At 58.3% G+C, this 22,850-nt stretch carries 20 protein-coding genes; 7 read left to right on the forward strand and 13 right to left on the reverse strand.

Going from position 1 to position 22,850, the window contains the following annotated elements; all coding sequences use genetic code 11:
• Positions 1-80: 80 nt before the first annotated feature.
• Entirely contained in the window at positions 81-2,177 is a 2,097-nt protein-coding gene (gene recG, locus E4631_RS04325; protein ID WP_133659869.1) for an ATP-dependent DNA helicase RecG, read from the forward strand.
• A gap of 54 nt (positions 2,178-2,231) precedes the next feature.
• On the opposite strand, the gene E4631_RS04330 is transcribed toward recG, so the two are convergent.
• Complete coding sequence (locus E4631_RS04330) at positions 2,232-2,456, reverse strand: hypothetical protein (RefSeq protein WP_133659868.1); 225 nt, start codon at positions 2,454-2,456, stop codon at positions 2,232-2,234.
• Between the two features lie 331 nt (positions 2,457-2,787).
• Between E4631_RS04330 and E4631_RS04335 the strand changes: the two genes are divergently transcribed.
• Positions 2,788-4,257: a hypothetical protein gene (locus E4631_RS04335; RefSeq protein WP_133659867.1), complete on the forward strand. Its 1,470-nt coding sequence runs from the start codon at positions 2,788-2,790 to the stop codon at positions 4,255-4,257.
• A 182-nt stretch (positions 4,258-4,439) separates the two neighbouring features.
• Here E4631_RS04335 and E4631_RS04340 read toward each other — a convergent pair whose 3' ends face one another.
• The 5 genes from E4631_RS04340 to E4631_RS04360 all read right to left on the reverse strand — a co-directional run bounded on the left by E4631_RS04340 (position 4,440) and on the right by E4631_RS04360 (position 12,697).
• Positions 4,440-6,227, reverse strand: a complete 1,788-nt coding sequence (locus E4631_RS04340; RefSeq protein ID WP_133659866.1) for an acyl-CoA dehydrogenase family protein — start codon at positions 6,225-6,227, stop codon at positions 4,440-4,442.
• Positions 6,228-6,491: 264 nt separating this feature from the next.
• On the reverse strand, positions 6,492-7,676 hold the full coding sequence (locus E4631_RS04345; protein ID WP_133659865.1) for an acetyl-CoA C-acyltransferase: 1,185 nt from the start codon (positions 7,674-7,676) through the stop codon (positions 6,492-6,494).
• Between the two features lie 112 nt (positions 7,677-7,788).
• Positions 7,789-10,194, reverse strand: coding sequence for a 3-hydroxyacyl-CoA dehydrogenase/enoyl-CoA hydratase family protein (locus E4631_RS04350; RefSeq protein ID WP_133659864.1), 2,406 nt, complete (start codon positions 10,192-10,194; stop codon positions 7,789-7,791).
• Positions 10,195-10,325: 131 nt separating this feature from the next.
• On the reverse strand, positions 10,326-10,805 hold the full coding sequence (locus E4631_RS04355) for a MarR family winged helix-turn-helix transcriptional regulator (RefSeq protein WP_133659863.1): 480 nt from the start codon (positions 10,803-10,805) through the stop codon (positions 10,326-10,328).
• A gap of 128 nt (positions 10,806-10,933) precedes the next feature.
• Entirely contained in the window at positions 10,934-12,697 is a 1,764-nt protein-coding gene (locus E4631_RS04360; protein WP_133659862.1) for a long-chain fatty acid--CoA ligase, read from the reverse strand.
• Positions 12,698-12,851: 154 nt separating this feature from the next.
• On the opposite strand from E4631_RS04360, the gene E4631_RS04365 reads away from it, so the two are divergent.
• The 4 genes from E4631_RS04365 (at position 12,852) to E4631_RS04380 (ending at position 15,946) form a co-directional block, all read left to right on the forward strand.
• Positions 12,852-14,036 carry an arginase family protein gene (locus E4631_RS04365; protein ID WP_133659861.1) on the forward strand — a complete coding sequence of 395 codons (1,185 nt, stop codon included), beginning with the start codon at positions 12,852-12,854 and terminating at the stop codon, positions 14,034-14,036.
• 63 nt (positions 14,037-14,099) lie between these two features.
• Positions 14,100-14,351: a cytochrome b5 domain-containing protein gene (locus E4631_RS04370; protein ID WP_133659860.1), complete on the forward strand. Its 252-nt coding sequence runs from the start codon at positions 14,100-14,102 to the stop codon at positions 14,349-14,351.
• Between the two features lie 124 nt (positions 14,352-14,475).
• Positions 14,476-15,273, forward strand: coding sequence for an N-acetylmuramic acid 6-phosphate etherase (murQ, locus tag E4631_RS04375; RefSeq protein WP_133659859.1), 798 nt, complete (start codon positions 14,476-14,478; stop codon positions 15,271-15,273).
• A gap of 106 nt (positions 15,274-15,379) precedes the next feature.
• Complete coding sequence (locus E4631_RS04380; RefSeq protein WP_133659858.1) at positions 15,380-15,946, forward strand: hypothetical protein; 567 nt, start codon at positions 15,380-15,382, stop codon at positions 15,944-15,946.
• Positions 15,947-16,037: 91 nt separating this feature from the next.
• Here the strand turns inward: E4631_RS04380 and E4631_RS04385 are convergent, their stop codons facing one another.
• The 4 genes from E4631_RS04385 to era form a co-directional block, all read right to left on the reverse strand.
• Entirely contained in the window at positions 16,038-16,331 is a 294-nt protein-coding gene (locus tag E4631_RS04385) for a hypothetical protein (protein WP_133659857.1), read from the reverse strand.
• A gap of 269 nt (positions 16,332-16,600) precedes the next feature.
• Positions 16,601-16,822, reverse strand: a complete 222-nt coding sequence (locus E4631_RS04390) for a hypothetical protein (protein ID WP_133659856.1) — start codon at positions 16,820-16,822, stop codon at positions 16,601-16,603.
• Positions 16,823-16,904: 82 nt separating this feature from the next.
• Positions 16,905-18,224: a ribosome biogenesis GTPase Der gene (der, locus tag E4631_RS04395; RefSeq protein ID WP_133659855.1), complete on the reverse strand. Its 1,320-nt coding sequence runs from the start codon at positions 18,222-18,224 to the stop codon at positions 16,905-16,907.
• 275 nt (positions 18,225-18,499) lie between these two features.
• Positions 18,500-19,396, reverse strand: coding sequence for a GTPase Era (gene era / locus E4631_RS04400; protein ID WP_133659854.1), 897 nt, complete (start codon positions 19,394-19,396; stop codon positions 18,500-18,502).
• A 228-nt stretch (positions 19,397-19,624) separates the two neighbouring features.
• On the opposite strand from era, the gene hemH reads away from it, so the two are divergent.
• Positions 19,625-20,662 carry a ferrochelatase gene (gene hemH, locus E4631_RS04405; RefSeq protein ID WP_133659853.1) on the forward strand — a complete coding sequence of 346 codons (1,038 nt, stop codon included), beginning with the start codon at positions 19,625-19,627 and terminating at the stop codon, positions 20,660-20,662.
• Positions 20,663-20,749: 87 nt separating this feature from the next.
• Here hemH and E4631_RS04410 read toward each other — a convergent pair whose 3' ends face one another.
• The 3 genes from E4631_RS04410 to E4631_RS04420 all read right to left on the reverse strand — a co-directional run bounded on the left by E4631_RS04410 (position 20,750) and on the right by E4631_RS04420 (position 22,820).
• The gene (locus E4631_RS04410; RefSeq protein WP_133659852.1) at positions 20,750-21,142 is read right to left on the reverse strand and encodes a PRC-barrel domain-containing protein; all 393 of its coding nucleotides are present in this window, start codon (positions 21,140-21,142) and stop codon (positions 20,750-20,752) included.
• Between the two features lie 12 nt (positions 21,143-21,154).
• A complete protein-coding gene (locus E4631_RS04415; protein ID WP_133659851.1) occupies positions 21,155-21,775 on the reverse strand; it encodes a hypothetical protein in 621 nt (206 codons plus the stop codon).
• A gap of 67 nt (positions 21,776-21,842) precedes the next feature.
• Positions 21,843-22,820, reverse strand: a complete 978-nt coding sequence (locus tag E4631_RS04420; RefSeq protein ID WP_133659850.1) for a hypothetical protein — start codon at positions 22,818-22,820, stop codon at positions 21,843-21,845.
• Positions 22,821-22,850: the final 30 nt, after the last annotated feature.

Consider the following 22,850-nt stretch of genomic DNA (forward strand, 5'->3'; position numbering starts at 1 on the left):
CAACGACGCGGTAGAGATGCTTCGGCAAGCTCAGCATGACGTCCTTTTAACCTATTCAATTCTCTCGTTCTATTTCAGAAATGAGTAATTTTTTTCAAACCAAGCTAGAATATTTGCGGGGGGTAGGCCTGCAGCGGGCGTTGCTGCTGGGTAAAGAATTGGGTCTGTTCACCTACGGCGACCTTATCCAGCGCTACCCGTTTCGCTACCTCGACCGCACGCAGTTCTATAATATTGTGGACCTGCATGATGAGCTGCCTTACGTGCAGGTGAAAGGGATTTTGAGGGGTAGGGAAGTGATAGGGGAGGGGCCTAAAAAACGCCTCGTAGCCAAAGTGGGCGACGCCAGCGGTGAGTTGGAAGTAGTGTGGTTCAAAGGCGTGAACTACCTGGAAAAAGTCATCAAAAACCATCAAGAATACATCGTATTCGGCAAGCCGACTATGTTCAACGGCCGACCCCAAATGGCGCACCCCGACCTGGAGGAGGTAAGCGAGCAGAAGCCCGGTCAGAGCTTTTTGCAACCGGTGTACAACACCAGCGAGAAACTCAAAAACTACCACCGCATCGATAGCAAGGCGATAATGCGGATGGTGAGCGACTTGCTCAAGATTGCCCTACCCCACGTCACGGAGACGTTATCGCCCGACCTTATTCAGCAATACGCGTTGCTTGACAAGGCCACGGCGTTGCAGCAGATTCACTTCCCGCAGAGCCCCGAGCTGCTGGAAAAGGCGCGGTTCCGGCTCAAGTTTGAGGAGCTTTTCTATATCCAGCTTAAGCTGCTGCGCCAGAAAGACCAGCGCAAGGTTACGCTGGCGGGCCAGATTTTTAGTGAGGTGCCCACGCTGGTGCATTTCTACAAAAACGTGATGCCCTTCGACCTCACGGGCGCGCAGAAGCGGGTTATCCACGAGATTTACAAGGACTTCTGCAATGGCCAGCAGATGAACCGCTTGCTGCAGGGCGATGTTGGCTCGGGCAAGACCATCGTGGCCTTCATCTCAATGCTGATGGCCGCCGACAACGGCGCGCAAAGCTGCCTGATGGCGCCCACCGAAATTCTGGCCGACCAGCACTACCAGGGCCTGAAAGTGTACGCCGACCTGCTGGGCCTCAACCTGGGCAAGCTCACGGGCAGCACGCGCACCGCCCAGCGGCGCATTCTGCATGAGCAGCTGCGCGACGGCACCATGCAGATGCTGGTGGGCACCCACGCCCTGCTCGAAGACGTGGTGCAGTTCCGCAACCTGGGCTTGACTATTATGGATGAGCAGCACCGCTTTGGCGTGGCGCAGCGCTCCAAGCTGTGGCAAAAAAACCCCTACGTGATTCCGCACGTGCTGGTAATGACGGCCACGCCCATCCCGCGCACGCTGGCCATGACGCTCTACGGGGACCTCGATGTGAGCGTGATTGACGAACTGCCCGCCGGCCGCAAACCCATCGTAACGGTGCATCGTTACGATGCTAACCGCTTGAAAGTGTTTCAGTTTGTGCGCGACCAGGTGGCGCTGGGCCGGCAGGTATACATGGTGTACCCGCTCATCGAGGAGAGCGAGACGATGGACTACAAGGACCTCACCGATGGCTACGAAAGCGTGAGCCGGGCCTTTCCCGACCTGCAAATCAGCATCGTGCACGGCCGCATGAAGGCCGAGGAAAAGGACTTTGAGATGGCTCGCTTCGTAAAGCAGGAAACCCAGATAATGGTGGCCACTACCGTTATCGAAGTCGGTGTGAACGTGCCCAACGCCTCCGTGATGATAATCGAGAGCGCCGAGCGTTTTGGCCTCTCGCAGCTACACCAGCTGCGAGGGAGGGTAGGGCGCGGCGCCGACCAAAGCTACTGCATCCTGATGACGGGCTACAAGCTGAGCAAGGACAGCCGCACCCGCCTCGAAACGATGGTGCGGACCAACAACGGCTTCGAAATAGCCGACATTGACCTGAAGCTGCGCGGCCCCGGCGACCTCCTAGGTACGCAACAGAGCGGCGTGCTCGATTTGCTAATCGCCGACCTAGCCAAAGATGCCCGCATTCTCACCGAGAGCCGGGCCGCCGCCCAGGCCATCCTCCACGACGACCCCGAACTGGCACGGCCCGAGCATGGTAACATTCGAAGGCACATCGAAAGCCTGCCGGCCACGGCCGTAAACTGGAGCCGTATTAGCTGACTACTAATTGTGCATAAAAAAAGCGGCTTCTTACTAAGAAACCGCTTGGCACTATTAGAACCAGGTAGTGGGCTGGACAGCCTCTCGTTGATTGACGGGAGTAGCCAGTACAGGCTGCTCGTTGAGGTAGTGCGCCAACGTCAGAGTAGTAGTATCGGGAGCAAAAATCTGTACGGGTGGTTTAGCAAGGCCAGCGGTGGCAGCAGGGGTAGTGAGCTGCATGTAGCGTCCGGCTACAATAAGCGCGAAAAGAAAACCGGTTTTAAGGAATGATTTCATAGGGTGCGGGTGGCGGCAGGTACCACCTCAAATCAGGTGCCAGTTAGTAGTGTCTTGTTAAATATGCAAAAAGAGGAAATTGGGTGGGAATGGAGGTAGAGGCAATGAAGAATATTATTTTTTAGGGTGCGCCCCTTGAACGACCAGGCAAAATAATAGTTGCGCCAGACGCTCAAATGGCAGAAAATAACGCCTTCAGCGGACAAAGTTACGGCTGCTTTGCTGAGTAACCAGTTAGTAAGTGCGAAGTACATGCTGGCTAACTAGCCTGAGCAACGGTATTTTTGGGCTTTCGGGACAGTAGGTATCCCTTTTAGTTACCATTCAGTTTATGCGTTTTTCAATTGGTATAGCCCTTCTGGCCCTGAGCAGTGTGGGGGGCGTAGTGCTGCCGGCTCAGGCTCAGAAAACCAAATCGGCACCATTTAGCTACTTGCCCGAGCAGGGCGAAGACCGGTATAACCAGCGCGTGCCGCAGAAAACCCTGGCGCTGGCCGATGGCAGCGGCTTCGTAATTCTGGCCCACCAAAGTGGGAGCACCTACGCCGTGGAGCGCTACGATACCGACCTCAAGCGGCAGTGGAGCACTACCCTGCCCGTAGCGCCCGGCGAAACAATAGAGGCTTTCGGCCGCAGCGCCGAGCAGGCCTGGGTAGTGGTGCACCACGCCGACGAAAGTGGCCAGAACCTGACGGTGCAGCCCGTGGCCCTGAGTAGCGGGCAAAAGGGTGCGCCCGTGGTGTTGCTGACCGCTGGCACCCGCGACCGCCGCCCCGGCGTGCGCCTCTCGCCCGATGGCAACCGCCTGCTGGCCTTTGGCTACGCCACCCGCGACGAGCAGGTGCGCAGCATGCAAGGCACGCTCTACGACCAGAAGCTGGCTAAAATACTGGACCGGACTTATGATTTTCGCGACCAGGGCGACTTTTTCTCACCCAATATCCTGCTTGCCAATGATGGTACGCAGTACGTGACGTTGCTCGGCGATGGCATGAAAAAGCTGACTGCCCGCCGCTACCCCCCTACCCCCGACCGGGTGGGCGTCGCTACTGCCATTCCGGTGATGGGCATCCCGGTGGGCGGCACGTTTGGCGGCCAGCCCATTACCATTCGCGACGCGAAGTTTACGTTGCAGCCCGATGGCCAGCTCTACGCCGTGGCCCTCTGCGCCAACTACAATACCGGCGACCTGAGCGGCCTCAAAGCCGTGCGCTTCGACTTTGCAGCCAGCCAGCTTAAGCTGGCGGAGGAATTGCCTTTCGCCCCCGCCTTTCTGGCGGAGGTGAGCAAAGCCACCGGAGCCGAAGTTAAGAAGCTGGCCGATGTCTACTTGGGCGATATATTTCTGACGGAAGACAAAAGCTTGGTAGTCATTGCCGAACGTCACTTTGAGGAGGGCGGCCCCGAGCTGCCGGTGCACGCCCGCGAGCTGTATCTATTCGGCTACAGCCCGTTCCTTACCCCCACCTGGCACCTCATTGTGGCCAAAGACCAGGTAGCGCCGCCCATCGACAGCTACACGGGCATCGGCTACCGCGCCGCCATTTTTGGCGAAGACTTACAGCTGTTAACGCTCGAAGCTATCGGCGGCAAGTCGGACCTCTACCTGCGCCACGTGCAGGTGCCTACCGGCGTCATCAGCGCCCCGCAGCGCCTCAAGCTCAACGTGGCCAACGACCAGCAGCTGGCCTACGTCAAGGACTTCACGGCGTGGCTCGGACCCAAAACCATCATCGGCGTGAGCCGCCCCAGCAAAAAATCGGCGGCCTTGCAACTCAACGAAGTGAAAATCAAGCCATAACCGCAGATTTAACGGATTTAACTGATTTTGTGGATACGCCGCTGACGCGGCTGGCTTTCTTAACGGGAAGGGAATAATACGTAATAACAGAAAAGGCTGCTCTCACGGAGCAGCCTTTTCTGTTGTTGAAATAGTAGTCAGCCGCGAAGCGGCGTATCCACGAAATCAGTTAAATCTGCGGTCTAGTAGCAGTATTCGTTGGCTTCAATAAGCTTGGCGGCCACGCGGCGGCGTGCATCCTTCACATTAAAGAGGTCAGGCTTGGTGAAGCGCTTGAGGCCCATGCTCATCAGGCGCTGCTCGTCGCCCTCAGTCATGCTGGCAATGGCTTCGCGACCCGATTTCTCTACCAGGTCGATGGCGTCGGAGAGGTACACGCGGGCCATATCCAGTTGCTGAGTTAGAGCTTCTTCGCCTTTAGCGGCGATTTCCTTCTCTACGCGCAGCAGCACGCTTTCAGCGGTGTAGGTTTTGATGGCCATGTCGGCAATGTTCATCAGCACCTCCTGCTCTTTGGCGAGCGAGTTCATGTACTTCTGCACAGCCGTGCCGGCTACCATCAGGATAGCCTTCTTCATGTTGGCGATGGCTTTTTTCTCGGCAGCGAAGGCTGAGTCGTCGCTCTCGCCCATGCTCGGAATGCTCATCAGCTCCTGCTGCACGGCCTGGGCCGGACCCATGAGGTCGATTTCGCCTTTCAGACCCTTCTTCAGAATCATGTCCACGGCCAGCATCCGGTTGATTTCGTTGGTGCCCTCAAAAATCCGGTTGATGCGCGAGTCGCGGTAGTTGCGGTCCATCGGGTAGTCGGCCGAGAAGCCGTAGCCACCATAAATCTGTACGCCCTCATCGGTCACGTAGTCAAGCACTTCCGAGCCTTCTACTTTCAGGATGGCGCACTCCACGGCAAACTCGCGAGCTGCGCCCAGCAAGGCTTCGTTGGTGCCGAGGCCACTGGCCAGCAGTTCCTGCTCCTTGCGGTAGATGTCCTCACCGGCGCGGTAAATGGCCGATTCCACAGCGTACATCCGAATGGCCTGCTGTGCCAGCTTGTAGCGAATGGCGCCAAACTTCGAGATGGGCAGCTTGAACTGCACCCGCTCGTTGGCATACTTCACGCTCTGCGTGGCCGTGGCCTTGGCTCCGCCCAGGCAAGCGGCGGCTAGCTTAATGCGGCCGATATTTAGCACGTTGAAGGCGATGAGGTGGCCTTTGCCAATCTCGCCCAATACGTTCTCCTTGGGCACTTGCGCGTCGCTCAAAAACACCTGGCGGGTCGAAGAACCCTTGATGCCCATCTTGTGCTCCTCGTTGCCGAGGCTCAGGCCGGGCGTGTCTTTGTCCACGATGAAGCCGGTGAACTGCTCGCCGTCAATCTTGGCAAAAACGATGAACACGTCGGCAAAGCCAGCGTTGGTAATCCACATTTTTTGGCCGTTCAGCACGTAGTGCGTGCCTTCGGCATTCAGCACGGCCTTAGTCTTCGCGCCCAGCGCGTCGGACCCCGAGCCGGGCTCGGTGAGGCAGTAGGCGCCCATCAGGGTGCCATCGGTGAGGCCGGGAATATATTTCTGCTTCTGCGCATCGGTACCGAAGTACAGAATGGGCAGCAGAGCAATGCCCGTGTGCGCCGCAAATGCCACCGGAAACGAGTTGCCGCCGCCTACCCCCTCCGTCACGCGCAAGGCGGTCGGGAAGTCCATATCCAAGCCGCCGAACTGCTCCGGTACGCTCACCCCAAACAGGCCGAGCTGGCCCGCCTTTTCCATCAGGCCGCGCATGAGGCCTTCCTCGTGGTTGTCTAGGCGCTCGAGCAGCGGGTGTACCTCAGCGGCCACGAAGTCCACGCAGGTCTGGTACATCATGTTCTGCTCCTCCGTGAAGTCGGCGGGCGAAAAAACGTCTTGAGCCTCAGTAGGCTTGATGATGAATTCGCCGCCTTTCACGACGGCTTTGTTCGATACTTCCATGATGTTAAGTAGATAAGGTGGGAGTGTAAACTGTTAGGCTTGCCGCATAATTAGCCAACAAAGCGCCGGCCGTTTTAGTGTTGCAAGATAAGTAAAAAATGTTAGGCGTGCCGACTATTTTAGGTTAAAAAATTTCGTCTGTCATGCTGAGCTTGCGAAGCATCTTATCACGTGCGCGCCGTCAGGCTGGTGGGCCAACGGGTTGTTCAAGCCTGATTAAGATGCTTCCTTCGTCAGCATGACAGACGAAACAGGGGGTAGGGCTTACTTCAGCAGCTCATAGATGCCCGCTACACCTTGGCCGCCGCCTACGCAGGCAGTCACGATGCCATATTTCTGGCCCCGGTCGCGCAGCTCGTCGAAGAGTTGGATGCTTAGCTTGGCGCCCGAGCAGCCCAGTGGGTGGCCCAGCGCGATGGCGCCGCCGTTCACGTTCAGTTTCTCAGTATTGATGCCCAACTCGCGCACCACGGCCAGCGACTGCGAGGCAAACGCCTCGTTCAGCTCAAACAAGTCGATGTCTTCCAGCTTCATGCCGGCCTGGCGCAGGGCTTTCGGCACCGCCTTGATGGGGCCCATGCCCATGATGCGCGGGTCAACGCCTTCGGTGGCGTAGGTGACCATGCGGGCAATGGGCTCCAGATTCAGCTCCTTCACCATACGCTCGCTCATCACGAGTACGAAGGCTGCGCCGTCGGAGGTTTGCGAAGAGTTGCCGGCCGTTACGCTGCCATTGGCGGCGAATACGGGGCGTAGCTTGGCCAGCGCTTCAATGGAGGTATCGGCGCGGGGGCCTTCGTCGGTATCGACTATATAAGAGCGGTTTTTCTTCTTGCCGGTGGCCTGGTCGAGGTAGGTTTCTTCTACCGTGATGGGCACGATGCTCTTGGCAAACTTGCCTTCCTTGATGGCTTTAATAGCCTTCTGGTGCGAGTTGTAGGAGAATTCGTCCTGGTCCTGGCGGCTGATTTTGTAGTCGTTGGCCACAGCTTCGGCCGTCAGGCCCATGCCCATGTAGTAGTCGGGGTGCTCGTTGGCGAGCTTGTAGTTGGGCACGGTTTTCCAGCCCACGGTGGGCACCATGCTCATGCTCTCGGTGCCGCCCGCGATGATGCACTCGGCCATGCCAGCCGTGATTTTGCCCACCGCCATGGCAATGGTTTCGACGCCCGAGCCGCAATAGCGGTTCACGATGAGGCCAGGTACATTGATGGGCAGCGCGAGCAGCGAAATGAGGCGGCCCATTTGCAGGCCCTGCTCGGCCTCGGGCACGGCGTTGCCCACAATCACGTCATCGACGCGGCTGGGGTCCAGGGCCGGCACCGACTTCACGAGGTGCTTGATAACCTCGGCCGCCAGGTCATCGGGGCGGGTGAAACGGAAGACGCCACGCGGCGCTTTGCCAACGGCCGTGCGAAAGCCGGCCACGATATATGCGGTATTAGCCATGATACTATAGGTGGGATTTTTTAGCGCGGAGTTTCGCGGAGTTTGCAGAGTTTCGCGGAGTTTTTGCCTTTGTGAGACTCTGCCAACTTCGCGAAACTCCGCGCTAAATCAATTAATTACGAAGGGGTTTGCCAGTAGTCAGAATTGATTGAATGCGCTCCAGCGTCTTGCGCTCGCCGCACAGCGCGAGGAATGCCTCGCGCTCCAAATCCAGCAAATACTGCTCACTCACCTCGGTAGGGGAGGAGAGGTCACCGCCGCACATTACGTAGGCCAACTTATTGGCAATCAACTCATCGTGCTTCGAGATATAATTGCCTTGCTGCATGGCGTACACGCCGGTGCGGAACATGGCAATGGCGCCTTTTCCATGCACCTTAATGTTGGTTTTCTGGTTGGGCTGCGAGTAGCCGGCGTCGGCCAGCTCAATGGCCGCGGCCTTGGCCTGGGCAATTACGCGGTTCGGGTTCACCACAATCTCGTCGCCCCGGCGCAGGAAGCCCAGGTCGAATGCTTCGGCGGCCGAGGTCGAAACCTTGGCCGTGCTGATGGTCATGTAGGTGTTGCGCAGCAAGTTAAATTCCGGCTCGCCGTCCTCATACTTGAGGGCGGTGCGCAGGGTCATTTCCTTGGTACCGCCGCCGCCGGGTATCAGGCCTACGCCAAACTCGACGAGGCCGATGTACGACTCGGCCGAGGCTACTACTTTGTCGCAGTGCAGGTTGAGCTCGCAGCCGCCGCCCAGCGTGAGGCCGTGCGGGGTGCCCACCACCGGAATGCTGCTGTAGCGCATCCGCATCATGGCCTGCTGAAACTGCTGAATCATCATATTCAGCTCGTCAAACTCTTGCTCCACGGCCTGCATGTACACGAGGCCCAGGTTGGCGCCGGCCGAGAAATTCGGCGCGTCGTTGCCTACCACGAGGCCGCGGTAGCCAGCTTCAGCCATCTCTACCCCCTTCAACAGGCCTTGAATCACGTCGGTGCCCAGCGAATTCATCTTCGAGTGGAATTCCACGTTCAGAATGCCGTCGCCGAGGTCGATAACCGACGCGCCGGCGTTCTTCCAGAGCACCTTGCCGCTGGCCCGCAGGTTGTCGAGAATAATGAAATTCTCTACCCCCGCTACCGGCTGGTACTGCTTGCTTTCCTTGTCGTAGAACTTGCGCACGCCGTTCTCCACCTTGTAAAAGGTCTGGTTGCCAGCGGCTAGCATTTCCTCTACCCACGGCGCCACGGTGCGCCCAGCCGCCTTAGCCAGCTCAATGCCGGCCGGCACGCCCAGCGCATCCCAGGTTTCAAACGGCCCCAACTCCCAGCCGAAGCCGACGCGCAGCGCGTCGTCAATCTTATATAATTGGTCCGCGATTTCGGGCACCCGATTGCTCACGTAGGCAAACAGGCTGCCGAAGCTCAGGCGGTAAAACTCGCCCGCTTTATCCTTACCCCCCACCAAAACCTTGAAGCGGTCGGCCACCTTGTCGATGGTCTTGGTTATCTCCAACGTGGCAAACTTAACCTTCTGCGAAGGCTTGTATTCCAAAGTGTTGAGGTCCAGGGCGTGGATTTCCGATTTGCCATCCGCACCCTTCACTTTCTTGTAGAAGCCCTGGCCGGTTTTGTCGCCCAGCCATTTGTTCTCGCCCATCTTCTTTACGAAGTCGGGCAGCACGAACACGTCCTTGGCCTCATCGTCGGGCAAGCCCTGAGCTAAGCCGTTGGCTACGTTGATAGTCGTATCGAGGCCCACCACATCGGAGGTGCGCAGCGTGGCTGACTTGGCGTGGCCGATAACCGGGCCGGTGAGCTTGTCGGTTTCTTCCACCGTCAGGCCCAGCTTCTGCATGGTCTGCATGGCGTCGAGCAGGGCAAACACGCCCACGCGGTTGGCGATGAAGCCGGGCGTATCCTTGGCCAAAACCACCGTTTTGCCCAGGTACAAGTCGCCGTAGTGCAGCAGAAAATCAACCACTTCCGGCTTTGTAGCAGGGGTAGGGATGATTTCGAGCAGCTTCAAATAGCGTGGCGGGTTGAAGAAGTGCGTGCCCGCGAAGTTTTCCTTGAAGTCGTCCGAGCGGCCCTCGGCCAACAGGTGAATCGGGATACCCGAGGTATTACTCGTGATGAGCGTGCCCTTCTTACGAAACTGCTCTATGTGCTCGTAGAGGCCCTTTTTGATGTCGAGGCGCTCCACGACTACTTCAATCACCCAGTCGCACGACGCGATTTCCTTAAGGTTGTCATCGAAGTTGCCGGTCTTGATGCGGCTGGCCTCGCTCTTGCGGTAGAGCGGCGATGGATTGGCCACTACGGCCGCTTGCAGCGCGCTGTTCACGATGCGGTTGCGCACGGCGGGCGCGTCCAGCTTCAGGCCTTTTTTCTCCTCGTCGGCCGTCAGCTCTTTGGGCGCGATGTCGAGTAGCAGCACCGGCACGCCAATGTTGGCGAAGTGGCAGGCAATGCGCGAACCCATTACGCCCGAGCCCAGCACGGCAACTTTTTTGATGATACGTTTCATAAGGTAATCTGTCATCCTGAGCTTGCGAAGGACCTTATCATGCCCGCAATGCTCGGTTGGGTGGGAAGAAATAGGAGTTGCCAAAGGCCGCCGTGATAAGGTGCTTCCTTCGGCAGCATAATAACTAGCTGTCAGTGTGCCGCCGTTTCTTGGCGCAACGGCTTCAGGTCGAAGTCGTCGAAGAGGGTTTTACCCTCAATCATGCCCGTAATCTGGCTGGCTACCTTGAAAAAAGTATCGAGCTGGCTCTGCGTGATTTTCTCGCGCACCTTGCCGTTGAAGTGCCGCACCGTCTGGCGCGAAATCTCCTTCTTTTCCAGCCCCAGTTCGGTCAAAAAGATGCGCACTGAACGCTTATCTTGGGCATCGGCCTGCTTGTAAATCAGGCCTTTCTCTTCCATACTACGCAAAATGCGCGTAAGTGAACGGGTTTCGAGGCCCAGTAATGGCGCGATTTTCGTGGCCGGTGTGCCTATTTCCTGGTCGATGTTCAGGAGCACAAAGCCAATGCTGGTGGTGATGTCATAGCGGGTAGCCTGCGTGTTGTACATGCGCGAAATGGCGTGCCAGGCTACTTTAATGTTGTAATCGACGGTTTCTTCAGGTTTCATATCACAGCGAAAGTGTGGTAAACATACGAAGAAATTTGTTAGGCTTGCATACTACTTGAAGAAGGGGCGGGTAGGCTTTAGTCTGCCGCTGTCTGGCCGAAACCCGGCAGGCTAAAGCCTACCCTCCGCTACTTATATATGCCCTCAATTAGCTGCTTGTTGTTCTCCGTGATGACCTTACGCTTCACCTTCATGGTAGGCGTCATCTCGCCGCTTTCCACCGTCCACTGCTCGGGTAGGAGCACCGATTTTTTAACCTGTTCCCAATGCGCAAAGCCTTGGTTGTACTTCACCACCAGCTCTTGGTAAAACTTTACTACCTGCTCGTCTTTCACCAGCTCGGCGTGCGACGTGGCCGCGATACCTTGCTTGGTGGCCCACTTTTGCAACTCATCAAAAGCCGGAATAATGAGGGCGCTGGGGAATTTCTGGTCGGCCCCTACCACCATCAGCTGCTCGATGAATGGGTCTTCTTTCATCTTGTTCTCAATGACTTGCGGCGCGATGTACTTGCCGCCGCTGGTCTTGAACATCTCCTTTTTACGGTCGGTGATTTTCAGGAAGCGGCCGTTCACAAACTCGCCAATGTCGCCAGTGTGAAACCAGCCGTCCGCGTCAATTGTCTCGGCCGTTTGCTCGGGCTTGTTGTAGTAACCCAGCATCACGGAGGCTGATTTAGTCAGAATTTCGCCATCAGGGGCAATTTTCACCTCCATGTTGTCGATGAGTGGGCCTACCGCGCCAATCATGTTGTTTTCGCGCTCGTAGCCATTCACCGCAATTACGGGCGAAGTTTCGGTGAGGCCGTAGCCCTCCATTACCCGAATGCCAGCCGCCCAGAATACCCGCGCCAGGCGCGGCTGCAAGGCCCCACCGCCGCTCACAATGCAGCGCAGCTTGCCACCCAGTGCCTCACGCCACTTGTTGAAGATGAGCTTGTTGGCGAGGGCCAGCTCGGTATTGTAGATAAAGCCCTGGTCTTTTTGGGTATCGTATTTCAGGCCCAAATCCAGGGCCCAGAAGAAGAGCTTGTGCTTGATGCCGGTTTGCTCGTGGCCCTTGGCTACGATGCGGTCATACACTTTCTCCAGCAGGCGTGGCACGGTGGTAAAAATGCTGGGCTGCACCTCACGCAGGTTGTCGGCGATGGTTTCCATGCTCTCGGCGTAGTAGATGCTCACGCCGTGAATCATGTACAGATACGTCACCATACGCTCAAAAATATGGCACAAGGGCAAGAAGCTCAAGGCTTTATCTTCAGTGCCCACGGGTACGTAGCGGGCCGAGTTGCGGCAATTGCTCAAGATGTTATCGTGGCTGAGCATCACGCCTTTGGGCTTGCCGGTGGTGCCGCTGGTATAGATGAGCGTGAGCAGGTCGTGGGGTCGCACGGCGGCTTTTAGCGGCTCCAGGTCAGCGGGGTTGCCCTGGCGGCCCAACGCCAGCAGCTCGTCGAAGTGGCGCGCGCCCTCAACTTTGTCGAAGGTAAAGACATTGGCGGCCGGAATATCAAGCCCCGCCGTGGCCTCCTTCACTTTATCGTACAGCTGCTTATCGGCCACGAAAACGGCTTTGACGCCCGCATCGGTAAAAATATACTGGTAGTCCTCGACCGTAATGCTGGGGTACATCGGCACGCTGGTAGCGCCAATCTGTGCAATACCAAAGTCGGCCAGCAGCCACTCGGGCCGGTTCATGCTGATAATAGCCACTTTATCATCCTTCTTCAGGCCCAGCTTTAGTAGGCCCAGACTCACCAGGTTGGTTTGCTCCTGCACCTGCTGGCTGCTCAGGGGCACGTAGCGGCCATCAATCTTTGCCGCGAGGGCATCGGCTTGGGGGAGCTTTTCGAGTTGATTGGCGAGAATATCGAAGGAGCGGCGGACGTCCATAAGGTGGGGCAGGGGGCAGGCAGTGTGGGAATAAGGGACTAAAGAAACAGGATTTTCTCCGAAAAACTCCCGTGACTTGCAGCCGCGCCCGCCTAAAAAGCCAATCGGGAGCCGACAAGGCGTAAATTTGGCCGCGCCCCGTTGCGCTTGCTGCATGAATCTGGCCCTCTTTTTTGACCCGCTGCCCGACGAGCTGACCGGCCCTACCCCCGCCCCGACCACCGTGGCTGCCTACGCCACGCGCTTCGCCGAAGACTTTCCCGACTGGCGCACGGCCGACCTGGCGCTCATTGGCCTCGACGAGTGGCGCGGCACGGCGGCCGGGCCGCCGCCGCCCGGCCAGCACGGTGCCAACCGCGTGCGCGAGCGCTTTTACCAGCTGCATCGCGGCACCAGCCCGCTCCGGCTCGTCGATTTGGGCAATCTGCGCCCCGGCCTGAGCCTGGAGGACACGTACCAGCGCCTGCGCGAGATTGTGCGGGCGCTGCTCGAAGAGAACACCCTGCCCCTGCTGCTGGGCGGCGGCCACGACCTCGACTACGGGCAGTTTCTGGCCTACGAGCCACAGCACGAGGCCGTGCCCGCTATCAATTTTGCGGTGGTCGATTCGCGGCCCGACATGGCCATGCCCGGCCCGTTTGCCGCGCCCGAAGACAGCCACTTGCGCCGCGTGCTCATGCACACGCCCAATTTTGTATTCAGCTGCGCCCACCTGGCGCACCAGCAGTACCTGACGCCGCCCGAGGTGCTGGCCGCCTTCGAAAAGCTGCACTTCGAAACTATGAGCGTGGGCGAGCTGCGCACCGACCGCCGCCTGGCCGAGCCGGTATTGCGCCAGGCCAATTTTCTGAGTGTCGATATTGCCGCCATTCGTTGGCAGGATGCGCCCGGCTACTACCCAGCTAGCCCGTTTGGGCTGAGCAATGAGGATGCCGCCCAGCTTTGCTGGTACGCGGGTCATAATGAGCAGCTTACTTCCATTGGCTTGTACGGCTACCGTCCCGACCATGACCCGCACGGACTAGCCGCCGCCACGCTGGCCACCATGCTCTGGTACTTCATGGAGGGCTACTACCACCGCAAGCCCGAAACGGGTTTCGGCACCTACCGCTTCCTCACCTACACGCTGGTGCTGCCCGGCAATGGCCGCGACGAGCCCAACGAGCTGGTATTCTATAAGTCGCGCCGGGCCGATACCGACAAGTGGTGGATGGAAGTAGAAAGCCTCGCCGACCAGGCCGTGAAGCGCATCGTGCCCTGTACCCACCAGGACTATCTGCACGCCGCCCAGGGCGACCTGCCCCAGCGCTGGATTCGGACGCAGGCGCTGCTGAGTTAAATTTGCGCCGCGGGCCCTACCCCCCGTCGCCAGCCCCAAGCGCCTGGTATAAGCAGAGGCATAATGACTGACTACCCCGAAGCCCTAAAGACGTATACCCGTAGCCAACTGGCCCTGCGCAACGGCCAGGACCGCGATGAAATATGGGTGGCGTACCAGGGTAATATTTACGACGTTGGTCGCTCACGCCTCTGGCAGCGTGGCAACCACTACGAGCACTGGGCCGGCCAGGACCTCACCCGCGAGCTGGACGAAGACGCGCCGCACCTCGCCACCGTCTTTGATAAGTTTCAAATAATCGGCAAGCTCGCGTAGGGTAGGCTTTAGCCTGCCGTTTGAACAGCTGTGCGGTAAGCTTCAGCTTGCCGTGCGTGGCTGCCTCCTGCCAATACTACGGCAAGCTAAAGCTTACCGCACATGCTTACCTCACCTTCGCCCCATGACCACCGAAACCACCTCTACCTACAACGACCTCGAAACGCTGCCCACCGCCGCCCTGCTGGCGGGCATGAACCAACTCGACAAGACCGTGCCGCTGGCCGTGCAAAAGGCCCTACCCCAGGTCGAGGCGTTGGTTGAAGCCGTGGTGGCGCGGCTGCGGGCCGGGGGCCGGCTGTTCTACATTGGGGCCGGTACGAGCGGCCGGCTGGGGGTAGTAGATGCCTCCGAGTGCCCGCCCACGTTTGGGGTGCCGGCCGGGCTGGTAGTCGGCATTATGGCCGGCGGCGATGGGGCCATTCGGCAGGCCGTGGAGGGCGCTGAGGATAACGCCATCCAGGCCTGGGCTGATTTACAGCAGTTTAACGCTAATGAAAAAGATGTGCTGGTGGGCATCGCGGCCTCGGGCCGCACGCCTTACGTGATAGGCGGCCTGCAAGCGGCGCGCGCCGCCGGGCTAGCCACGGGCTGCGTGGTATGCAACGCGGGCTCGGCCGTGGCGGCGGCTTGCGAATTTCCGGTGGAGGTTGTCACGGGTCCCGAATTCATCACGGGTAGCACGCGCCTGAAAGCGGGCACGGCTCAAAAGCTGGTGCTCAACATGCTGACTACGGCCACTTTTATCAGGCTGGGCCGCGTAAAAGGCAACAAAATGGTAGATATGCAGCTCAGCAACGACAAGCTTGTGGAGCGCGGCCAGCGCATGCTGATGGACGAACTGGCTATTCCGGCTGCCGAGGCGGCCGACCTGCTGCACCAGCACGGCTCGGTGCGGGCTGCCCTGGCTGCCCGGCAATAATTAGGCTTGACATTCAGGCAAAAGCACCCCAGCCCGCCAATTCAGTCGAACGATTCGGCCGAACTGGCGTTTTGCTAAACGGGCGGCTTCAGCCGGCTTTTTCGCCATGCATACCATCGAACCCCACTACAATTGGATTGAGCAGTACTCGGCTGCCGACGACCCGCGCTCGCCGCTCTTCGGGGCCGAGTATAGCCTCGATACGTACAGCAATACCATTTACGGCTACTACATTCATCCCCAGTGGGATAGCATCGAATCGGATACGCTGTTCTTCAAAATTCTGTGGGTCGACTACGACGATGGGTGCGCCATTCTGGAGTTTATCGGCGAGTGGAACGACGCCATTGAGAACGACATCATGCAGCTCAAGCGCAACATCTTGGATGTGCTGGTGCATGAGGGCATTCGGCGCTTCATCCTCATCGGCGAAAACGTGTTCAACTTTCACGGCTCCGACGACAGCTACTACGAAGAATGGTTTGAGGATGTGGAAGATGGCTGGATTGCCGGCATCAACTTTCAGGACCACGTGCGCCGCGAAATGGCGCAGTACAGCCTCGACCATTACATCAATTTTGGGGGTACGCTCGACGACCTGGCCTGGCGCACCTACGAGCCGCGCCGCCTGTTCGAAGAAGTAGACGGCCTCCTGCGCCGGCGGCTTGGCTGAAACGGAAGGGGGTAGGCCACCCTCAAACAAGAAAGAGGCAACCAGCATACGCCGGTTGCCTCTTTCTTGTTAGGCCCAAAAGTAGCCGTTACTACTGGTTCTTTTTGCTCTTTTTGGTCTTGGTGGTAACTTCTTCCCCATCGTCTTTCTGCGAGCCCGCCGCATCGGTGATAATGCGGTTCTGCTCGGCTACGGAGCCTTTGTAAACTTCGGGGCCATTTTGCTTGCGCAGCTTACGCCGACGCTTCAACTCGGCTTTGCTCATCGGAGCCTGCTCTTGGGGTGTTTGCTTGATAGTCAGCGGCAAGGTGGCCGGCAACGTGAGCGGGGCAGCCTCAACCGCCGAGGCGCCAGCTAGCAACGCAACGAAAAGGATGTTTTTCATGATGTTCGGTGAATGTGTGCGGAAAGATAGGTGAGATTTTGCACTCTTGGTACGTTAGCTCAACCAGTATGAACGTGGGCAAGGAGCGCCTCATACGAGGTTAGGCCCAAATACCCGCCAACTATCGCATCAAGTGAGTGCATGGTATGTGATTTCAAAACACATGCCAGCAATTTCCCCGCTATTGGTCACAAAAAAAGCTCTGCCTTCACAGGCAGAGCTTTTTTTAGGCACTTGTACTAATAACCAGTGTGGTTATTATCAAATGATTACTTAGGGTCTTTTGCGTCAGCAGCGTCGCCGATAGCTTCGCCTTTCTTGTCGGCCGAGTCACGAACGGCATCAGCCTTGTTCTCGAGCGAATCAGCTTTGGCTTCGCCTTCAGCCTTCACCTCGTTGCCTTGGGCTTCCATTTTGTCTTCGGTCTTGCTGTCGCACGAAGCGAGCGAAAGAGACATAGCAGCTACGGCGAGAAAGAGTACTTTTTTCATGGTGCAGGTTGGAAAGGGGTTTTGATAGTTTCCGGTCTTAATACTGCCCAATACATGAGGTAACCCAATCTTCACTGAAATTTTACTTTTTTCGAAAAGCCAGTCCGATGGGCACACCCTTAAAGTCGAAATGCTCACGCATCCGGTTTTCGAGGTAGCGGGCGTACGATTCTGGGATGTACTGCGGCAGGTTGCAGAAGAAGGCAAACACCGGGTTGTGCGTGGGCAGCTGGGTAGCGTACTTGATGCGCACCATCTTGCCTTTCTGAATGGGCGGCGGGTATTTCTCAATCTCCTTCAGCATCACATCGTTAAGCTGCGAAGTCGGAATTTTCTTCCGCTTGTTGCTATACACTTCCATGATAACTTCCAGGGCCTTGTGCACGCGCTGCTTGTTGAGCACCGAGATGAATAAAACGGGGGGGTAGGCAATCGGGGCAATCTTCTCCATGATTTTGGCCTCAAAATCGCGGGCGGTATTCGTCTCCTTGCCCTCGATTAAGTCCCACTTATTCACCAGGATAACAATGCCCTTCCGGTTGCGGTCGGCCAAGCCGATGATGCTCACGTCCTGGGCTTCGATGCTGCGGCTGGCGTCTAGGATAATCACGCATACGTCGGCGGCCTCCATGGCGCGCAGGGTGCGCATGTTGGAGTAAAACTCCACGTCCTCGTTCACGCGGGCCTTGCGGCGCAGGCCGGCGGTATCCACCAGCATAAACTCGTGGCCGAAGGCGCTGTACTTGGCTTCGATAGAGTCGCGGGTGGTGCCAGCCACATCGGTTACGATGGTGCGCTCTTCGCCCAGCAACAGGTTGACAAACGACGATTTACCTACGTTGGGGCGGCCCAGGATGGCAATGCGCGGCAAGCCGGCATTGGGCTCTTCCTCGCCTACTTCGTCGAAGTGGCTCACCACGGCATCCAGCAACTCGCCGGTGCCCGAGCCATTCGCTGAGCTGATGGCGAATACTTCCGTGTCGCCGAGGCCCAGGGCGTAAAACTCGCCCGAGCCTTGGGCGCGCAGGTTGGTATCGGCCTTGTTAGCAACCAGGTAGATGGGCTTTTTGCCGATGTAGCGGCGCAGCACCTCCGCAAATTCTTCGTCGAGGCCCTGCAGGCCCGCGTCGGCGTCCACCATAAAGAGGATAACGTCGGACTCGTCGATGGCCAGCTTTACCTGGCGGTTGATTTCGCTCTCGAAAATATCATCCGAGTTGTGCACGTAGCCACCCGTGTCAATCACGGTAAAGTTGTGGCCAATCCAGTCGCCGTAGCCGTAGTGGCGGTCGCGGGTTACCCCGCTTTGGTTATCCATGATGGCCTGGCGGCGGCCCACCAGGCGGTTGAACAGGGTAGACTTGCCCACGTTGGGACGGCCCACTATTGCAATGGTATTCATGTAGTTGACTCCAGCCGCCGGCCCGACCAATGGCGCGGCAGTACCCGGAGTAGTTAAGGTTAAAATGGTCGGATTTTAAATTGTTAAATCGTCTGTCATGGAGGCTGACCGCCGTTTAGCACGCAGTGCGCAACGGCAGGCCGAAGACTGGGGCGAGTCTCTGACTCGCGAAAGTGAGTGGGGCCGCGTACTATACCTATTCCACGAGTCAGAGACTCGCCCCAGTCTTCGGCCTGCCGTTGCGCACTGCGTGCTAAACGGCGGCCAGTGCTATATTACTGGTAGCCGAAGCGCGCTAGCGCCTTGGCATCGGTGCGCCAGTTTGCGTTCACTTTCACGAACAATTCCAGGAACACTTTTTTCTGGAAAAACTTCTCCATTTCTTCGCGGGCCCAGGTGCCAACCTTCTTCAGCGCCTCGCCTTTGGCCCCGATGATGATGCCCTTCTGGCTGTCGCGCTCCACGTAGATGACGCCGCGAATGCGGATAATGTCGTCGTCTTCCTTAAATTCCTCAATGGCAACCTCACAGCTGTAAGGCACTTCTTTTTTGTAGAGCTTGAAGATTTTTTCGCGCACCATTTCGGCGGCAAAAAAGCGTTCGGGCTTATCGGTGAGCTCGTCTTTGGGGTAGTAGGGCGGGTGAATGGGCAGGCTTTCGAGGGCCAGCTGCAACACGCGCTCGGTGCCGAAAGCGTTGAGGGCCGAGATGGGCAGCACGTCGGTGGCGTTGGGCAGCTGCTCTTTCCAGTAGGCAAGCTTGGCTTCCACTTCAGCCTGGTCAGCCTGGTCTATCTTATTGACCAGGATATAGATGGGCGTGTCTTCGGTCTTGCGCAGGCGCTCGATTACCGGCTCCTCATCGTGCTTCTCGTAGATGTCGGTAACGAATAGAATCACGTCGGCGTCTTCCAGCGACGAGTACACGAAGGCCATCATGGCGTTGTGCAGCTCGTATTTGGGCTGAATAATGCCGGGCGTGTCGGAGTAGATAAGTTGAAAATCGTCGCCGTTGAGAATACCCAGAATGCGGTGGCGGGTGGTCTGGGCCTTGCTCGTCACAATGCTCAGGCGCTCGCCCACCAACGCATTCATCAGCGTGGACTTACCCACGTTGGGCTTGCCAATGATGCTGACAAAGCCAGCGCGATGGGGCTTAGGTTCGGGAGTCACGAGAAAGATAGTGTAAGGATAGTTTTGAAAATCAGCCTGCAAAGGTACGGCTTCTTTTAGCTGTTAGCTGTTAGCTGCTGGCTATTAGCTTTTTTTGCTAACGATTTCAAGCCAAAGCTCCGCTTTTTTGGTTAAAGTGAAAGTCAATACAAAACAAGCCATATGGCGTCGGTTGCTGGCTTTATAAAAAGCTAACAGCTAACAGCTAAAGGCTAACAGCTAAAAAAAATGCCTACCCCCTCCCGCCGCATTGGCGTCTTGCTGGTAAACCTCGGCACGCCCGACTCGCCCCAAACCAGTGATGTGCGCCGTTACCTCAACGAATTTCTCACCGATGGCCGCGTAGTGGACATGCCGGCCGCCGTGCGCTACCCCCTGTTTCAGGGCCTGGTAGTGCCATTGCGCGCCCCCAAATCGGCCAAGATTTACCAGCAGCTCTGGGATGCCGAGCGCGGCTCGCCGCTACTCTTTCACGGCCTCGACCTGAAGGCCGCCGTGCAGCAGGAGCTGGGCGAGGGTTACGTGGTGGCCTTCGGAATGCGCTACCAGAAACCCAGCATCGAAACGGCGCTGGAGGAGCTGCGCGATGCGGCCGTGGACCGCATTATCGTGCTACCGCTGTTTCCGCAGTACGCGGCGGCCAGCACCGGCTCGGTTCAGGAAAAGGTGATGGATATCGTAAAGGACTGGTGGATAGTGCCCAGCATCAACTTCATCAGCCAGTTTGCTACGGAGCCGGGCTTCATTGCCAGCATTGTGGCGCGGGGCCAAGCCGCCATGGCCGAGCGCTCGTTCGACCATGTGGTATTAAGCTACCACGGCATACCCGAGCGGCACGTGAAGAAAGGCGACCCGACCAACTATTGCCAGTTTGGGGCGTGCTGCAACTCGCTCACGCCGGCCAACCAGTATTGCTATCGGGCGCAGTGCTTCGCCACCTCGCGGCTGATAGCGGCTGGCCTCGGCCTGCGCGACGACCAGTACACCGTGACCTTCCAGAGCCGCCTGCAAAGCCGCCTGCGTGACCCCTGGCTGAAGCCCTATACCGACGAGGTGCTCAAGGAATTTCCGGCCAAAGGCATCAAAAGCGTCCTGGCCTTCTCGCCAGCTTTTGTGGCCGACTGCCTCGAAACGACCATCGAAGTGGGGATGGAATTCCGGGAGCTATTCGAGGAAAACGGCGGTGAGCACTGGCAGCTAGTGCCCTCGCTCAACTCGGAGCCGCAGTGGGTGGCGGCCGTGGCCGATATGCTGCGGGCCAATTAAGACACCCATACTCTGGTAAAGCGCCCGGCCGGCCGCCTCATTGAACGAGGCGGCCGGCCGGGCGCTTTGCTTATTATCTATGAGCCGTTAGCTACTCATCCCCAGCTTCTCCCGCATTTCAGCCTCAAACTCGGGCGGCAGCATGAAGTCGATGAAGGGGGGGTAGGCGTGCACCGTTTCGCGGTTCAGGGCCGTGACGAAGACGCTGCTACCCTCCGTATCGAGGTGCACGGCGGCCAGCGGCAGCAGGATGCGCTGCTCGGTGTGGGGCAGGGGCGCGGGCACGCCGGGCAGGCCGCTTTCCAGCAGCACGTCGAGGTACAGAATCTGCTGCGATACCGGGTCGGCCAGCAACTCATACACGGTGCCTAGGGCCTGGCCATCGCTGCCGCGCACGGTCCAGCCGCGCGGGTCGGGGTCGCTGGCTACTAGCTCGAAGGAGGGAAGGTCGCGCAGGCGGCGCAGTACGGGGCTACTCATGGGGGGTAGGAATTAGAGAACGTCCTTAGCCGGATAGCTCATAGTATTGAGCAGGTTACTGAACTGGGCGAAGTACGCGCGGTTTTGGGCCTGCTCGGCGGGCGTAGCGTCGCGGCCCGAAAGCTGGCTGGCTTGCAGCGTCAGGGCATTGACTTCTGCTTGCAGGTTGGGGTAGGCTTTCTGCTGCACCGCTGACAGCAGGTTGGCAGCCGCCACCAGGCCCGGGCGCAGGCCGGCCTGCGGGTCGCCGTCGGCCAGCCGGGCGGTGGCGCTGGTGAAGTTATCGCGCTGCTCCCGCACGGCAGCATCGTCGCGCAGGTCGGCGCGGTCAGCCAGTTGCGTGAGCTGTGGGCGCAGCTGCAGCAGCGTCGCGCTGGCCTCGCTGGCGGGGGCAGAGGCAGCTACCGAGTCGGGCGCTGGTGGGGGGGTAGTGCTGGCACCCGAGCTATCCTGGGCCAGGCTATCGGCGGGTACGGGGGGCAGCCCCATCTCCACTTGTTTCGGCGCCGGCTCGTCGGCGGGGTCAAGGCGCAGGTAGAAATAAGCGGAGGCTGCCAGTAGCAGCGCGGCCAGGGCCACGAGCAGCCAGGGGCTGGGAGCTTTTTTTTTGGGTTGAATACGTAGTTCGGCCATACTATAAAGAGTAATGCATTCCTGTACGCAAGGCAGCGAAAGGTAGTTGATGGTAGGCAGGGGGGCACTAAAACGCCACGGCCGTATCAGCGGCTGCTGCGCTTTTGGGCAGGTGCTGTAGTAGATAAAGCGCATTGGCCACGCAGGCAGTCGCGCTGTAGTTGGTGTAGAGGTAAGCCGGTTTGCTTTGGTAAGTTAACTTATTGAATGACAAGCCTGCTTTAGGCTGCACCCAGCTCAGCAACGCCGTCTTCTTACCAGCTTTGTCAAGCAACGGCAGCGGTAGCTTGTCCTGACTTTGTAAAACTAGTTCGGCCGCTTTGAGCAGAATATCTTTCCATGTTTTGAGCGCGTGCTCCGTGCCATCGGGCAGCCGCAGCCACTGCGGCTTACCCAGCTGCGAGTCCGGGCCAGCTAGGTCAACAGAGAGGGGGTAGTAGTTTCTAGCTGGTACTGTCGTTACGGATTTAGCAGTTGGTTGCGGCCGCGGCTTGGAGCTGGCCGGCGCCATAATGGCTCCAGAGATAGTAGGCGTGGCAGGAGCGATAACGAGCCCGTGCCCACCGTGCGCCGCATCCAGCAGTTGAAGTAGCTGCAGCGCCGCCGGAAGCAGGTTGTCGGTCCGCAATTCGATAATGGAAGTAGGCTCGTAGTGCGAGTGGCCGGGCGAGTAGCAGTGCCAATTCAGGCCATCGGTAATGAAAAACGAGACGGGCTTCAGCGAGAAGGCGTAGCCAATCAGCGCCCCTACGTGGCCGAGCTTATCCAGGCTTTCGCCCAGCTTCTTCGCCTCTACTACCGATTGGATGACGCCGGTAGGGCCTTTCAATACATAATCCAGCGACTGCTTGTTCTCGACGGTGCGCTCGGGTTCCACCATGCGCACGTCGGCTGTGTCCCAGCCCAGCGCCCGCAGTACGGGGTCGATGAGGGCGGCGCGGGTGGCCGCTTCGTTCTTGCTCAGAAGCGCGTGATTTTGCTCGGCCTGGTGGCACACGTGGGCCAGGGCAGCAACCAGCGACGCGAGGGGGCTAGGGGTGGGCATAGAAGAAAAGTAACGAGTCGGCCGCAATGA

Origin of the sequence: Hymenobacter sp. UV11 (assembly GCF_004684095.1) — a bacterium.
Taxonomy (GTDB): Bacteria; Bacteroidota; Bacteroidia; order Cytophagales; family Hymenobacteraceae; genus Hymenobacter.

Excerpts from the sequence above, each read along its gene's own strand:
- recG (WP_133659869.1), top strand. The coding sequence starts at position 81 with ATGAGTAATTTTTTTCAAACCAAGCTAGAATATTTGCGGGGGGTAGGC.
- E4631_RS04330 (WP_133659868.1), bottom strand. The coding sequence starts at position 2,456 with ATGAAATCATTCCTTAAAACCGGTTTTCTTTTCGCGCTTATTGTAGCC.
- E4631_RS04335 (WP_133659867.1), top strand. The coding sequence starts at position 2,788 with ATGCGTTTTTCAATTGGTATAGCCCTTCTGGCCCTGAGCAGTGTGGGG.
- E4631_RS04340 (WP_133659866.1), bottom strand. The coding sequence starts at position 6,227 with ATGGAAGTATCGAACAAAGCCGTCGTGAAAGGCGGCGAATTCATCATC.
- E4631_RS04345 (WP_133659865.1), bottom strand. The coding sequence starts at position 7,676 with ATGGCTAATACCGCATATATCGTGGCCGGCTTTCGCACGGCCGTTGGC.
- E4631_RS04350 (WP_133659864.1), bottom strand. The coding sequence starts at position 10,194 with ATGAAACGTATCATCAAAAAAGTTGCCGTGCTGGGCTCGGGCGTAATG.
- E4631_RS04355 (WP_133659863.1), bottom strand. The coding sequence starts at position 10,805 with ATGAAACCTGAAGAAACCGTCGATTACAACATTAAAGTAGCCTGGCAC.
- E4631_RS04360 (WP_133659862.1), bottom strand. The coding sequence starts at position 12,697 with ATGGACGTCCGCCGCTCCTTCGATATTCTCGCCAATCAACTCGAAAAG.
- E4631_RS04365 (WP_133659861.1), top strand. The coding sequence starts at position 12,852 with ATGAATCTGGCCCTCTTTTTTGACCCGCTGCCCGACGAGCTGACCGGC.
- E4631_RS04370 (WP_133659860.1), top strand. The coding sequence starts at position 14,100 with ATGACTGACTACCCCGAAGCCCTAAAGACGTATACCCGTAGCCAACTG.
- murQ (WP_133659859.1), top strand. The coding sequence starts at position 14,476 with ATGACCACCGAAACCACCTCTACCTACAACGACCTCGAAACGCTGCCC.
- E4631_RS04380 (WP_133659858.1), top strand. The coding sequence starts at position 15,380 with ATGCATACCATCGAACCCCACTACAATTGGATTGAGCAGTACTCGGCT.
- E4631_RS04385 (WP_133659857.1), bottom strand. The coding sequence starts at position 16,331 with ATGAAAAACATCCTTTTCGTTGCGTTGCTAGCTGGCGCCTCGGCGGTT.
- E4631_RS04390 (WP_133659856.1), bottom strand. The coding sequence starts at position 16,822 with ATGAAAAAAGTACTCTTTCTCGCCGTAGCTGCTATGTCTCTTTCGCTC.
- der (WP_133659855.1), bottom strand. The coding sequence starts at position 18,224 with ATGAATACCATTGCAATAGTGGGCCGTCCCAACGTGGGCAAGTCTACC.
- hemH (WP_133659853.1), top strand. The coding sequence starts at position 19,625 with ATGCCTACCCCCTCCCGCCGCATTGGCGTCTTGCTGGTAAACCTCGGC.
- E4631_RS04410 (WP_133659852.1), bottom strand. The coding sequence starts at position 21,142 with ATGAGTAGCCCCGTACTGCGCCGCCTGCGCGACCTTCCCTCCTTCGAG.
- E4631_RS04415 (WP_133659851.1), bottom strand. The coding sequence starts at position 21,775 with ATGGCCGAACTACGTATTCAACCCAAAAAAAAAGCTCCCAGCCCCTGG.
- E4631_RS04420 (WP_133659850.1), bottom strand. The coding sequence starts at position 22,820 with ATGCCCACCCCTAGCCCCCTCGCGTCGCTGGTTGCTGCCCTGGCCCAC.